This window comes from Pseudescherichia sp. AS216 (assembly GCF_037152055.1).
Classification (GTDB): Bacteria; Pseudomonadota; Gammaproteobacteria; order Enterobacterales; family Enterobacteriaceae; genus Pseudescherichia.
On the sequence record NZ_JBBCMV010000002.1, the window covers coordinates 265,515 to 278,069 of the forward strand.

Here is a 12,555-nt window from a genome sequence, read left to right on the forward strand (position 1 = left end):
AGGTTGTTAAACGTCATATGCCAGGGCTATTGTAATCACAGGGAGCGGCGATCTTCGCCCCATAAGGAGTTCACTTGATTACACATATTAGCCCGCTAGGCTCAATGGATCTGTTGTCGCAGCTGGAAGTCGATATGCTCAAAAGCTCGGCCAGCAGCGACCTTTATCAACTGTTTCGTAACTGTTCACTTGCCGTTCTAAACTCAGGAAGCCAGACCGACAGCAGTAAAGAGCTGCTGTCCCGCTTCGAGAACTTTGATATCAACGTGTTACGTCGTGAACGCGGCGTAAAGCTGGAGCTGATCAACCCGCCGGAAGAGGCGTTCGTTGACGGGCGTATTATCCGCTCGCTCCAGGCTAACCTCTTCGCCGTACTGCGCGATATCCTGTTCGTCAATGGACAGATCCACAACGCCGGGCGCTTCCAGCATCTTAACCTGGAGAGCTCTACCCACATCACCAACCTGGTCTTCTCGATCCTGCGTAACGCCCGCGCGCTGCACGTAGGCGAAGCGCCTAATATGGTGGTGTGCTGGGGCGGCCACTCGATCAATGAAACCGAGTACCTCTACGCGCGCCGCGTCGGCACCCAACTGGGCCTGCGCGAGCTGAATATCTGCACCGGCTGTGGCCCAGGCGCAATGGAAGCCCCGATGAAAGGTGCCGCGGTGGGCCATGCCCAGCAGCGCTATAAAGAGGGACGCTTTATCGGCATGACCGAGCCGTCCATTATTGCCGCCGAGCCGCCCAACCCGCTGGTCAATGAGCTGGTGATCATGCCGGATATCGAGAAGCGTCTGGAGGCCTTCGTACGCATCGCCCACGGGATCATCATCTTCCCCGGCGGCGTGGGTACGGCAGAAGAGCTGCTCTATCTGCTCGGCATTCTAATGAACCCGGCCAACCAGCATCAGGTGCTGCCGCTGATCCTCACCGGGCCAAAACAGAGCGCCGACTACTTCCGCGTGCTGGACGAGTTTATTACCCATACGCTCGGCGAATCGGCCCGCCGCTACTACCGCATCATCATTGACGATGCGCCGGAAGTGGCACGCCAGATGAAAAAAGCGATGCCGCTGGTGAAAGAGCATCGTCGCAATACGGGAGACGCCTACAGCTTCAACTGGTCTATTCGCATCGCGCCGGATCTGCAGATGCCTTTCGAACCGACCCATGAGAACATGGCTAACCTTCAGCTCTACCCGGATCGGCCGGTGGAGGTGCTGGCGGCGGATCTGCGTCGCGCCTTCTCCGGGATCGTGGCGGGCAACGTTAAAGAGATGGGCATTCGCGCCATCGAAGCTGACGGCCCATACAAGATCCACGGCGACCGGGCAATGATGCGCCGGATGGACGATCTGCTCCAGGGCTTTGTGGCCCAGCACCGCATGAAGCTACCTGGCTCGGCCTATATCCCCTGCTACGAAATCTGTGCCTGATTTTTCCTGACCTGCCGGGTGGCGCTCTGCTTACCCGGCTCCCTCAATACATACATTAAACTTATAGTTCTAAACCACCCCGCAAAAAGCAATCGATTGCTTAGCAAATATGCCCCGTTATTTATCTAGCAAAGTTTTGCTTAAATCTGATAAAACGCTGCCATCTGTGCCTTTTGCCGGGTGATTATCGTATTTCGCGTCTACCGCTTTGATCGCAAATCCTGGCAATGGTAGCCTTCGCCACCATAAATCTTACCGTGTGCATTTTTAGCAGGGCGTTGGTCCAAATATATCCATATAGAAAGTGGATTATGGCAATTGAGATCGCGATCACTGTCAGTGTGATAACTAAAATGTATCGTTCCGCCCCAAAATGTAACGGATAAAAATAATCCCAACACGTTACTTAACCCAATTTTATATTACCGTTGGGCGCTTTTTCATCGGATTTGACTAAGCACCTGATATTTAGCTTTTAAGTAAATGGAGATTGAAATGGAAACCACGCAAACCAGCACCATTGCTTCGCAGGCAACGCGAAGCACATGGCGTAAGAGCGATACCATGTGGATGCTGGGCCTGTATGGCACGGCGATTGGCGCAGGCGTCCTGTTCCTGCCGATTAACGCCGGCGTCGGCGGCATGATCCCCCTGATCATCATGGCGATTATCGCCTTCCCGATGACCTTTTTTGCCCACCGCGGCCTGACCCGCTTCGTGCTGTCAGGGAAAAACCCTGGTGAAGACATCACCGAAGTGGTGGAAGAGCATTTTGGCGTCGGTGCCGGTAAGGTCATCACCCTGCTCTACTTCTTTGCTATCTACCCGATCCTGCTGGTTTACAGCGTAGCGATCACCAACACCGTCGACAGCTTCCTGACCCACCAGCTGGGCATGGTTTCGCCGCCGCGCGTCGTGCTGTCCCTGATCCTGATTATCGGCATGATGACCATCGTGCGTTTCGGCGAGAAGATGATCGTTAAGGCGATGAGCATCCTGGTGTTCCCATTTGTGATTGCCCTGATGCTGCTGGCGCTCTACCTGATCCCGCAGTGGAACGGCGCGGCGCTGGAAACCCTCTCTTTTGATGCTGCCGCCAATACCGGACAAGGCCTGTGGATGACCCTGTGGCTGGCGATCCCGGTGATGGTTTTCTCCTTTAACCACTCGCCGATCATCTCCTCCTTCGCCGTTGCTAAACGCGAAGAGTACGGCGATGGCGCAGAGAAAAAATGCTCCCGCATCCTCTCCTATGCCCACATCATGATGGTGCTGACGGTGATGTTCTTTGTCTTCAGCTGCGTGCTGAGCCTGGCCCCGGCCGATCTGATTGCGGCGAAAGAGCAGAACATCTCTATCCTCTCCTACCTGGCTAACCACTTCCATGCCCCGGTCATTGAGTGGATGGCACCGATTATCGCCATGGTTGCGATCACCAAATCCTTCCTCGGCCACTACCTGGGCGCGCGCGAAGGCTTTAACGGCATGATCATTAAGTCTCTGCGCGGCAAAGGCAAAACCATGGAGATCGGCAAGCTGAACCGCATCACGGCGATCTTCATGCTGCTGACCACCTGGCTGGTTGCGACGCTGAACCCGAGCATCCTTGGCCTGATCGAAACCCTGGGCGGCCCGGTTATCGCCATGATCCTGTTCCTGATGCCGATGTACGCCATCCAGAAAGTCCCGGCGATGCGTAAATACAGCGGCCACATCAGCAACGCGTTTGTTGTGGTGATGGGCCTGATCGCTATCTCTGCGATCTTCTACTCGCTGTATCACCTCTTCGCTGCTTAAGTTATCCCACCTCGCCGCCCACCCGGGCGGCGAACCCAGCTCTACGCCATGGACAATGCATTATGATCAGCGTATTCGATATCTTTAAAATTGGTATTGGCCCCTCCAGCTCGCACACCGTCGGGCCAATGAAAGCCGGAAAGCAGTTCACCGATGACCTGGTGACCCGCGGGATCCTTACCGATACCACCCGCGTCGTGGTTGACGTATATGGCTCGCTGTCGCTTACCGGCAAAGGCCACCATACCGATATAGCCATTATTATGGGCCTCGCAGGCAACCTGCCGGACAGCGTCGACATCGATGCCATCCCGGCATTTATTGCCGATGTCAGCGCCCGAGGCCGTCTGCCGCTGGCGAACGGTCAGCATGAGGTCGATTTCCCCCTTGAGCAGAGCATGAACTTCCATGCTGACAACCTCTCTCTGCATGAAAACGGGATGCGTATCAGCGCCCTGGCAGGCGATACGCTGCTTTACAGCCAGACCTACTACTCTATCGGCGGCGGGTTTATCGTCGATGAGGCGCACTTCGGCCAAACCAGCGACTCGCCGGTTGCCGTGCCCTACCCCTATAAGAACGCCGCCGATCTGCAGCGCCACTGTCAGCAGACCGGCCTGTCGCTCTCCGGGCTGATGATGGAGAATGAGCTGGCCCTGCACAGCAAAGCGGCGCTGGAGCAGCACTTCACCAGCGTCTGGGCGGTCATGCGCGGCGGTATCGAACGCGGGATCACCACTGAAGGGGCGCTGCCGGGCAAGCTGCGGGTGCCGCGTCGGGCGGCAGCGCTGCGCCGGATGCTGGTAAGCAGCGATAAAACCACCACCGATCCGATGGCGGTAGTCGACTGGATCAACATGTTTGCGCTGGCGGTAAACGAAGAGAACGCTGCTGGCGGGCGGGTAGTAACCGCACCGACCAACGGCGCATGCGGTATCGTTCCCGCCGTGCTGGCTTACTATGACAAGTTCATCCGCGAAGTGAATGCTAACTCGCTGGCGCGCTACCTGCTGGTGTGCAGCGCCATCGGCTCGCTCTATAAGATGAACGCCTCTATCTCCGGGGCCGAGGTGGGCTGTCAGGGTGAAGTCGGCGTCGCCTGCTCAATGGCGGCTGCCGGGCTAACCGAGCTGCTGGGCGGTAGCCCGACGCAGGTCTGCATCGCAGCGGAAATCGGCATGGAACATAACCTGGGTCTGACCTGCGATCCGGTTGCCGGTCAGGTACAGGTTCCCTGCATTGAGCGTAACGCCATCGCCTCTGTCAAAGCGGTGAATGCCGCGCGAATGGCACTGCGTCGTACCAGCGAGCCGCGCGTTTGCCTCGATAAGGTGATCGAAACCATGTACGAAACCGGTAAGGACATGAACGCCAAATACCGCGAGACCTCTCGTGGTGGGCTGGCAATGAAAATCGTCTCCTGCGATTGATCCCCTGAGCGATGAATGGTCTCCGCCTCCCGTCAATGATACCCTTAGCCGGTCTGTCATTGCCGGGAGGATCCCGTGGCCGTTCATCTGCTTATCGTTGATGCACTTAACCTTATTCGCCGTATTCATGCCGTCCAGGGGTCACCCTGCGTGGAAGCCTGTACGCACGCGCTGGGGCAGCTGATTGTTCACAGCCAGCCGACCCATGCGGTCGCGGTGTTTGACGATGAGGCCCGCAACAGCGGCTGGCGACACCAGAAGCTGCCGGACTATAAGGCGGGTCGCCCGCCGATGCCCGATACCCTGCACGGCGAAATGCCTGCCCTGCGCGCCGCGTTTGAACAGCGCGGCGTACGCTGCTGGATCTCCGAAGGCAACGAGGCGGACGATCTTGCCGCCACGCTGGCGGTAAAGGTGGCCCAGGCGGGACATCAGGCGACCATCGTCTCAACCGACAAAGGCTACTGCCAGCTTCTCTCTCCCACTCTACGCATTCGTGACTACTTCCAGAAGCGCTGGCTGGATGCGCCCTTTATTGCAGGCGAGTTTGGCGTTCTGCCGGAGCAGCTAACGGATTTCTGGGGACTGGCGGGCATCAGCAGCTCGAAAATCCCTGGCGTGGCGGGGATTGGTCCAAAGAGCGCCGCCCAGCTGCTGGCACAGTTTGCAACTCTGGAAGGGATCTATGCTCATCTGAACGAGGTGCCGGAGAAGTGGCGCAGCAAGCTTGAGGCGCACCGGGAGATGGCGTTTATCTGCCGCGAGGTGGCAAAGCTACAGACGGATCTGCACCTCGACGGCAATTTACAGCAGTTACGATTGAGCGCCTAGGCCCGGTCAGCGCAGCGCCACCGGGCGATAAGATTTATATTAGCGCTCGTCGCGACGGCCACCCACGGCAGCCCACCAGCGACGGACGTGCACCGTCACCTCTTCGCGATCGTGATAGAGCTGACGGGCCTGGATCTGCGCGTTGATACCGTTCTCTTCCAGCTGCTGCTGAATGTACGCGAGGTTGTTCGAGACCTCCTCATAGCGCTTTTTCATCGGCAGCTTAAGGTTAAAGATGGTTTCCCGGCACCAGCCGTTAACCAGCCACTGCGCCATCAGGGCAGCAACTTTCGCTGGCTTCTCTACCATATCGCACACCATCCAGGTAATGTTGCTGCGCGTTGGGCGATATCTGAAACCGTCTTCCCGCAGCCAGGTCACCTGGCCGGTATCCATCAGGCTCTGCGCCATCGGGCCGTTATCCACCGACGCGACCCACATGTTGCGCTTCACCAGCTGATAGGTCCAGCCGCCGGGGCAGGCGCCCAGATCGACCGCGTGCATGCCATTCGCCAGGCGCTCGTCCCACTCGTCAGCCGGGATAAAGACGTGGAACGCCTCCTCCAGCTTCAGCGTAGATCGGCTCGGCGCATCGGACGGGAACTTCAGGCGCGGGATGCCCATGTAGAACGGCGAGTTATTGTCGGAGTAGGAGTAGCCGGTGTAGCAGCAGCCAGGTGCGATAAAGAAGACATGCACCACCGGACGCTTGGCGGTTTCGTAGCTGGTGAGGATCTTCGCCTCACGCAGCGCAGCGCGCAGCGGCACGGTGAACTTGCGGCAGAACTTCATCAGCTCTTTGCTTTCGTTGGTGTCGGCTACCTCAACGCGCAGCTCGCCGCCTTTTTCGACCACGCCCTGCAGCATGCCAACGATCGGCGTAATGCGATCCTCCGGAGGCAGATCCTGAAGCAGTTCACCCACCACGAACATCTGGCGGACAAAAATCAGCGAGCTAAATGGCAGCTCGCGCGCCAGCTTGTCGGCCTCTTCGGCCTGATAGCACTCAAAAATTACATAGCCAGCGTTATCTTTGACGCGGGCAAAACCAAACACGTTCAGCCGCCCGGCCTTATCGGTAATCTCTGCGGCGCACTCTTTTTCAAATCCAGGGCGACACAGTAGTACAAGCTTATTCATGACCAGGGCCTTTACGTTTCAGACGAATTGCGCCAATTAACATTAATACCCAGCCGGTAAGGAAGCTGACGCCGCCGACCGGGGTGACAAACGCCCACAGGCGCAGATGCGACAGCGCGAGGCAGTAAAGGCTCCCGCTAAAGAGAACCGTACCCAGCGCCAGAAAGACGCTGCTCCAGTAGAACCAGATGCTGATCCGACGCTGCATCGCTACCGCCAGGCCAAAGACCGCCAGGGTATGAAACGCCTGGTACTCAAGACCGGTCTGGATCCAGCCCATCTCGGCAGCGCCTAACGATTTACTTAATACGTGTGCGCCAAACGCGCCCAGGGCCACAAAAATAAAACCGCTGATAGCGGCAAAAATCAGCATAAATCGGCTGGTCATAGTCTTACCCTAAAGTCATGCGCTAACCGCGCGCCTATATACGTTATTGCTCATAGCGAAAGCGAAATTTTTCTTGCTCGGCTGCCGCTTTGGCCAGGATCCACTGGCGGAAGGCAGCTATTTTACCCAGTTCTGCCTGACTGTCATGACAAACCAGATAAAAGGCGTTTTTACTGACCAGCACGTCGTTAAACGGGCAGGCCAGGCGACCGGCTTCGATCTCTGACTGGGCCATCACGTTATTTGCCAGCGCAACGCCCTGACCGTGAATTGCCGCCTGCAGCACCATGGCGCTGTGGCTGAAGATGGGCCCCTGCTGCACGTTAAGGTTCAGGCCCAGCTGGCGGGTATAGGTCTGCCAGTCGCGGCGGGAGGCATCATGCAGCAGCGTATGCTTAGCCAGATCCTCAGGGGTTTTTATCGGTTTGTCGCCGGTGAGCAGCAGCGGTGAGCAGACCGGCAGCAGATATTCTGCGTATAATTTTTCAACACGCAAGCCTGGCCAGTTACCGCGACCGTAAAAAATGGCTACGTCGACGTCGTCCGCCAGTTTGTCGACCTCACGGTCTACGGCCTGGATACGAACGTCGATTCCCGGATAAGCTGAGTTAAAGCTAGAGAGTCTTGGCACCAGCCACTGAATAGCAAAGCTGGGCAATAGACTGACGGTTAACGCCCCTTTTGCGCTGCGCGACTGTAACTTGCGCGTGGCCTCGGTGAGCTGAGAAAAGATCTCTTTGATATCCTGAAAATAGCTCTGCCCCTCCTCCGTTAACAGCAGGGATCGGTTGCGGCGGCGGAACAGCTTGAGCCCAAGAAAATCCTCAAGAGACTTGATCTGGTGGCTTACTGCGGCCTGCGTCACAAAAAGCTCATCGGCGGCGCGAGTAAAACTTAAATGGCGGGCGGCAGCATCAAAAACACGTAATGCATTTAAGGGCGGTAATCGCTTAGACATGGGTTATTTGGCTTAGGTGTTAAATCATTTTAACAAACAGGAAACAACACGTTACCTATTAGTTTTTTTTATCTGAGCCATTATAAATTGTCCGTTGAGGAACTACCAGCAAATACCTATAGTGGCGGCACTTCCTGAGCCGGAACGAAAAGCTTTTTTTGGAATGCGTGTTCTGATGGGCTTTTGGCTTACGGTTGTGATGTTGTGTTGTTGTGTTTGCATTTGGTCTGCGATTCAGACCATGGTAGCAACGCTACCCTATTTCACTTCCTGTACATTTACCCTGTCTGTCCATAGTGATTAATGTAGCACCGCGAATTGCGGTGCTTTTTTTTAGGCTATTTTCAGTAGCTTAAATTTCAGTAGCTTAACCTGAGATTATTTCTCCAGCGCGACCATCTCTTTCACGTCGGTGCGGTTAATCTGCTGTTTGTTACCGTTCGCATCTTTATACGAAATCATCCCGGTCTGGTCATCAGTCTTCGGCTTACCGTCGGAAACAATAGTACGACCATCGTTGGTGTGCATCACATAGTTCGGACCGGAACAGGCGCTCAGGGCAAAAGCCAGTGTACAAGCAGAGATAATTGCGGCAGTCTTTTTCATCTTCTTCTCCTTTTAGCAATAAATGCTATTCAAACCGTTTTTCTTAACAGGCTTCAATCGACACCTAACACTTATCAGCATAATCGGCTTACGTAAATTCGCCAGGATAAACAGATAATTCCGATGGTTAGCACTTTGCTTGTACATTGGTGAAAATTGCGCGACGATCCTTATATTGATATGAGGAATTCTATGAACGCTTTTAATCCTGCGCAGTTTCGCGCCCAGTTCCCGGCGCTCGCCGATGCCGGTATCTACCTGGACTCTGCCGCCACGGCGCTGAAGCCCCAGGCGGTGATCGACGCGACGCAGCAGTTCTACAGCCTGAGCGCGGGCAACGTCCACCGCAGCCAGTTTGCCGAGGCCCAGCGGCTAACGGCCCGCTATGAAGCGGCGCGGGATCGCGTTGCGGCCCTGCTTAATGCCCCCTCCGGCAAGAATATCGTCTGGACGCGAGGCACCACCGAAGCCATCAATATGGTCGCCCAGTGCTACGCCCGCCCGCGTTTGAAGGCGGGAGATGAGATCATCGTCAGCGTGGCCGAGCACCATGCTAACCTGGTGCCGTGGCTAATGGTGGCAGAGCAGACCGGGGCACGCATCGTTAAGCTGCCGCTGGCGGCCAACGGCGTACCGGACGTTGAGCAGCTTGAAGCGCTGATCACCCCGCGCAGCCGCATTCTCGCCCTCGGGCAGATGTCTAATGTCACCGGCGGCTGCCCGGATCTGGCCCGCGCTATCGCCTGGGCCCACGGTGCAGGCATGGTAGTCGTGGTCGACGGCGCACAGGGCGCGGTGCACTTTCCCGCCGACGTGCAGAAACTAGGGATCGATTTCTACGCCTTCTCCGGCCATAAGCTGTATGGCCCAACCGGTATCGGCGTGCTCTACGGCAAAGCCAGTCTGCTGGATGAGATGTCGCCCTGGCTGGGCGGCGGCAAGATGATCGCCGAAGTGACCTTCGACGGTTTTACCACGCAGCCTGTGCCCTATCGTCTGGAGGCGGGTACCCCCAACGTTGCCGGCGTGATTGGCCTCTGCGCCGCGCTGGAGTGGCTGGAGGGGTTTGATATCGTGCAGGCCGAGAGCTACAGTCGTGGCCTGGCGACGCTGGCCGAAGAGGCGCTGGCCCAGCGTCCGGGCTTCCGCTCGTTCCGCTGTCAGGACTCCAGCCTGCTGGCGTTTGATTTTGCCGGTGTTCACCACAGCGATATGGTCACCCTGCTGGCAGAGTCCGGGATCGCCCTGCGCGCCGGGCAGCACTGCGCCCAGCCGCTGCTGGCAGCCCTCGGCGTGAGCGGGACGCTGCGCGCCTCGTTTGCCCCCTATAACACGAAAGCTGACGTCGACGCGCTGGTTAACGCCGTCGATCGCGCCCTTGAGATACTGGTGGATTAATGACTAGCCCTGCTTTTGCCGGACACCCGTTTGGCACCGCCGTCACCGAAGAGACGCTGAAAAAGACCTTTGGCCCGCTGACCCAGTGGGAGGACAAGTATCGCCAGCTGATTATGCTCGGTAAGCAGCTGCCGCCCCTGTCGGAGGAGCTGAAGGCGCAGGCCCGGGAGATCCCCGGCTGTGAAAACCGGGTCTGGCTTGGTCATACGCGCACGGCAACGGGAAAAATGCACTTCTTTGGCGACAGTGAGGGGCGTATTGTGCGCGGCCTGCTGGCGGTGCTGCTGACCGCAGTCGAAGGAAAAAGTGCCGACGCGCTGCTGGCGGGCGATCCGCTGGCGCTGTTTGATGAGCTTGGCCTGCGCGCGCAACTGAGCGCCTCGCGTACGCAGGGCCTGGCGGCGCTGAGCGAGGCGGTGGTTGAGGCGGCGCGTCAGGGGTGAAACGCCCGGTGGCGCTATGCTTACCGGGCCTACGAAACCCGTGCTGCTTTTGCCATCATCTTTTTCAGCGCGTGGGAGACCGCCACAAAACCAAAGGTGGCGGTGACCATAGTGGCCGCGCCGAAGCCGGAGGCACAGTCCATCCGTTTCGGCCCCTCTGCGGTGCTCTTCATGGCACAGACCGAGCCGTCCGCCTGCGGGTAGACCAGCGCCTCGGTAGAGAAGACACAGTCTACGCCCAGTTTGCCCTTGCTGTTTTTCACCACGCCAAAATCGCTTTTCAGCCGTTCGCGCAGCTTGGCCGCCAGCGGATCCTGAATCGTCTTTGCCAGATCGCTGACCTGAATCTGCGTCGGATCGATCTGCCCGCCCGCACCGCCGGTGGTAACCAGCGGAATTTTGTACCGGCGGCAGTACGCAATCAGCGCCGCCTTGGGGCGCACGCTGTCGATCGCGTCAATGACGTAGGTGAAGTCCCTGTTCAGCAGCGTCGCCACGTTATCGGCGGTCACGAAGTCGTCCACCACCGTCACCAGGCACTCAGGATTGATCTGGCGAATGCGCTCCGCCATCACCTCGGCCTTGGCCAGCCCAACGCTGTCGCGCAGGGCATGGATCTGCCGGTTGGTGTTGGTCACGCAGACGTCGTCCATATCAATCAGCGTGATAGCGCCGATCCCGGTGCGGGCCAGCGCCTCCGCCGCCCAGGAGCCAACGCCGCCAATGCCGACCACGCAGATATGCGCGCCGGCAAACAGCGCCAGCGCATCTTCACCGTATAACCGCGCCGTGCCGCCAAAACGCTGACGCCAGGCATCGCTGATTACCACAGACATAAGACCTCAGATAGTTAAATTGGGCGCGCAGATTAGCATACTCAGCCGCTAAAGACGTTACCGGTTCCTGCCCCCGGCGCGTTTTTCAGTACCCATACGCGGCCGTAGTGGTTATACCATCCGGCACGGTGCCCGGCCTCAGGGCCAATCCCCTGATAGATATCAAAGTGCTGACCCTTAATCGCACCACCCACGTCGAGGGCCACCATCAGGCGCAGCTCATACTGACCGTTGAACTTGCCGTTGTTATCCAGCAGCGGGACTTCCGCCAGCAGGGTGGTTCCGGCCGGGATAATGCTGCGGTCGGAGGCCACCGAAGCGCGGCCAATCAGCGGCACGGCGCTGGCCCCTTTCACCGGCGCATAGGACTGCGGTTTAAAGAAGACGAATGAAGGGTTCTGCTCCAGCAGCTCCTGCACTTCGGCCGGGCTGTGGGTTTCGCCCCAGTGGCGGATCGCCTGCATCGACATATCCTCGCGCTTCACTTCCCCACGATCGATCAGCACCTTACCGATACTGCGGTAGGCATGGCCGTTTTTACCGCCGTAGCTAAAGAAGTTAAGCGGGCTGCCATCGCCAAAATCGATATAGCCGCTGCCCTGCACGTCCATAATAAAGTTGTCCATCAGCGAGTTGCTGTAGGCCAGGACATAGTTTTCGCTGAGCGCGCCCGCGTAGATCTCTGCCCGGGACGGCAGGCGGCCGCGTTTAGGCGGCATGCGGTAGATCGGATACTGGAACTCGCCCTGACGGGTATGGCGGGCCTGTACGACCGGCGTGTAGTAGCCAGTAAACTGAACGTTGCCGTAGTTATCGGTGCCGTTCATCTGCCAGGCGTCAATGCCGTACTGGCGCATAGTGCGGGTATCGCCCCCGGCGCGCAGCCACTCCTGCACCGCACTGTAGACGGCGCTCTGGTTGCCATAGAGGCGCGGCGAAGCGCTGCGGATCTGGCCTACCTGCTGGGCAAAGTCGCCGCCGTTAATCGGGGCACCTACCGCATCCGGCTGGTTTACCAGGGTGAAAGGCTGGGTTAATTTCCCGTCTTCATACTGCTGACCGCGATCGGTCGGTTTCGAGGAGCAGGCGGCAAGCAAAGCCAGCGCTGCGCCCGTGAGGAGATACTTCAACCAACGTCCTTTCATTGTCTCTCATCTTTTTGGTTAACCAGGGGGCGTGATGAAGATAACAAACCAGTTTCGCTAATGAAATGCGAAAAAGGGGACTTAACGGCAATTGCGTTCAAAAAACGCGCATAATGTGCCTTTTTTATGCAGATGCTTTCATAA

At 57.7% G+C, this 12,555-nt stretch carries 12 protein-coding genes; 6 read left to right on the plus strand and 6 right to left on the minus strand.

Annotated features, from left to right (window positions below; genetic code table 11):
- Window positions 1-74 precede the first annotated feature (74 nt).
- The 4 genes from ppnN to xni all read left to right on the plus strand — a co-directional run bounded on the left by ppnN (window position 75) and on the right by xni (window position 5,497).
- Complete coding sequence (gene ppnN, locus WFN61_RS06805) at window positions 75-1,439, plus strand: nucleotide 5'-monophosphate nucleosidase PpnN (protein WP_337038381.1); 1,365 nt, start codon at window positions 75-77, stop codon at window positions 1,437-1,439.
- Between the two features lie 495 nt (window positions 1,440-1,934).
- On the plus strand, window positions 1,935-3,236 hold the full coding sequence (locus WFN61_RS06810; protein WP_257758431.1) for an HAAAP family serine/threonine permease: 1,302 nt from the start codon (window positions 1,935-1,937) through the stop codon (window positions 3,234-3,236).
- A 62-nt stretch (window positions 3,237-3,298) separates the two neighbouring features.
- Window positions 3,299-4,666 carry an L-serine ammonia-lyase gene (locus WFN61_RS06815; protein ID WP_312235504.1) on the plus strand — a complete coding sequence of 456 codons (1,368 nt, stop codon included), beginning with the start codon at window positions 3,299-3,301 and terminating at the stop codon, window positions 4,664-4,666.
- Window positions 4,667-4,741: 75 nt separating this feature from the next.
- Window positions 4,742-5,497, plus strand: coding sequence for a flap endonuclease Xni (xni, locus tag WFN61_RS06820; RefSeq protein ID WP_257758433.1), 756 nt, complete (start codon window positions 4,742-4,744; stop codon window positions 5,495-5,497).
- Between the two features lie 39 nt (window positions 5,498-5,536).
- Here xni and rlmM read toward each other — a convergent pair whose 3' ends face one another.
- From rlmM to WFN61_RS06840, 4 genes are all read right to left on the minus strand, one after another.
- A complete protein-coding gene (gene rlmM / locus WFN61_RS06825; RefSeq protein ID WP_144817725.1) occupies window positions 5,537-6,637 on the minus strand; it encodes a 23S rRNA (cytidine(2498)-2'-O)-methyltransferase RlmM in 1,101 nt (366 codons plus the stop codon).
- The gene (locus WFN61_RS06830) at window positions 6,630-7,025 is read right to left on the minus strand and encodes a DUF423 domain-containing protein (protein ID WP_144817724.1); all 396 of its coding nucleotides are present in this window, start codon (window positions 7,023-7,025) and stop codon (window positions 6,630-6,632) included. The genes rlmM and WFN61_RS06830 overlap by 8 nt, the downstream gene beginning before the upstream one ends.
- 43 nt (window positions 7,026-7,068) lie before the next feature.
- Complete coding sequence (gcvA, locus tag WFN61_RS06835; RefSeq protein ID WP_042387892.1) at window positions 7,069-7,983, minus strand: glycine cleavage system transcriptional regulator GcvA; 915 nt, start codon at window positions 7,981-7,983, stop codon at window positions 7,069-7,071.
- Between the two features lie 378 nt (window positions 7,984-8,361).
- The gene (locus WFN61_RS06840) at window positions 8,362-8,589 is read right to left on the minus strand and encodes a YgdI/YgdR family lipoprotein (protein ID WP_144817723.1); all 228 of its coding nucleotides are present in this window, start codon (window positions 8,587-8,589) and stop codon (window positions 8,362-8,364) included.
- 192 nt (window positions 8,590-8,781) lie between these two features.
- Between WFN61_RS06840 and csdA the strand changes: the two genes are divergently transcribed.
- Window positions 8,782-9,987, plus strand: coding sequence for a cysteine desulfurase CsdA (gene csdA, locus WFN61_RS06845; protein WP_144817722.1), 1,206 nt, complete (start codon window positions 8,782-8,784; stop codon window positions 9,985-9,987).
- A complete protein-coding gene (gene csdE, locus WFN61_RS06850) occupies window positions 9,987-10,430 on the plus strand; it encodes a cysteine desulfurase sulfur acceptor subunit CsdE (RefSeq protein WP_257758435.1) in 444 nt (147 codons plus the stop codon). The genes csdA and csdE overlap by 1 nt, the downstream gene beginning before the upstream one ends.
- Before the next feature lie 29 nt (window positions 10,431-10,459).
- Here the strand turns inward: csdE and tcdA are convergent, their stop codons facing one another.
- Both tcdA and mltA read right to left on the minus strand, forming a co-directional pair.
- Entirely contained in the window at window positions 10,460-11,266 is an 807-nt protein-coding gene (tcdA, locus tag WFN61_RS06855) for a tRNA cyclic N6-threonylcarbamoyladenosine(37) synthase TcdA (RefSeq protein WP_144817720.1), read from the minus strand.
- Window positions 11,267-11,307: 41 nt separating this feature from the next.
- Window positions 11,308-12,411, minus strand: coding sequence for a murein transglycosylase A (gene mltA, locus WFN61_RS06860; protein WP_222888736.1), 1,104 nt, complete (start codon window positions 12,409-12,411; stop codon window positions 11,308-11,310).
- Window positions 12,412-12,555: the final 144 nt, after the last annotated feature.

What these genes read in the sequence shown, in the direction of transcription:
- WFN61_RS06830 (WP_144817724.1), bottom strand. Translation starts at nt 7,025, where the DNA reads ATGACCAGCCGATTTATGCTGATTTTTGCCGCTATCAGCGGTTTTATT.
- mltA (WP_222888736.1), bottom strand. Translation starts at nt 12,411, where the DNA reads ATGAAAGGACGTTGGTTGAAGTATCTCCTCACGGGCGCAGCGCTGGCT.
- WFN61_RS06840 (WP_144817723.1), bottom strand. Translation starts at nt 8,589, where the DNA reads ATGAAAAAGACTGCCGCAATTATCTCTGCTTGTACACTGGCTTTTGCC.
- WFN61_RS06810 (WP_257758431.1), top strand. Translation starts at nt 1,935, where the DNA reads ATGGAAACCACGCAAACCAGCACCATTGCTTCGCAGGCAACGCGAAGC.
- csdE (WP_257758435.1), top strand. Translation starts at nt 9,987, where the DNA reads ATGACTAGCCCTGCTTTTGCCGGACACCCGTTTGGCACCGCCGTCACC.
- rlmM (WP_144817725.1), bottom strand. Translation starts at nt 6,637, where the DNA reads ATGAATAAGCTTGTACTACTGTGTCGCCCTGGATTTGAAAAAGAGTGC.
- tcdA (WP_144817720.1), bottom strand. Translation starts at nt 11,266, where the DNA reads ATGTCTGTGGTAATCAGCGATGCCTGGCGTCAGCGTTTTGGCGGCACG.
- csdA (WP_144817722.1), top strand. Translation starts at nt 8,782, where the DNA reads ATGAACGCTTTTAATCCTGCGCAGTTTCGCGCCCAGTTCCCGGCGCTC.
- WFN61_RS06815 (WP_312235504.1), top strand. Translation starts at nt 3,299, where the DNA reads ATGATCAGCGTATTCGATATCTTTAAAATTGGTATTGGCCCCTCCAGC.
- gcvA (WP_042387892.1), bottom strand. Translation starts at nt 7,983, where the DNA reads ATGTCTAAGCGATTACCGCCCTTAAATGCATTACGTGTTTTTGATGCT.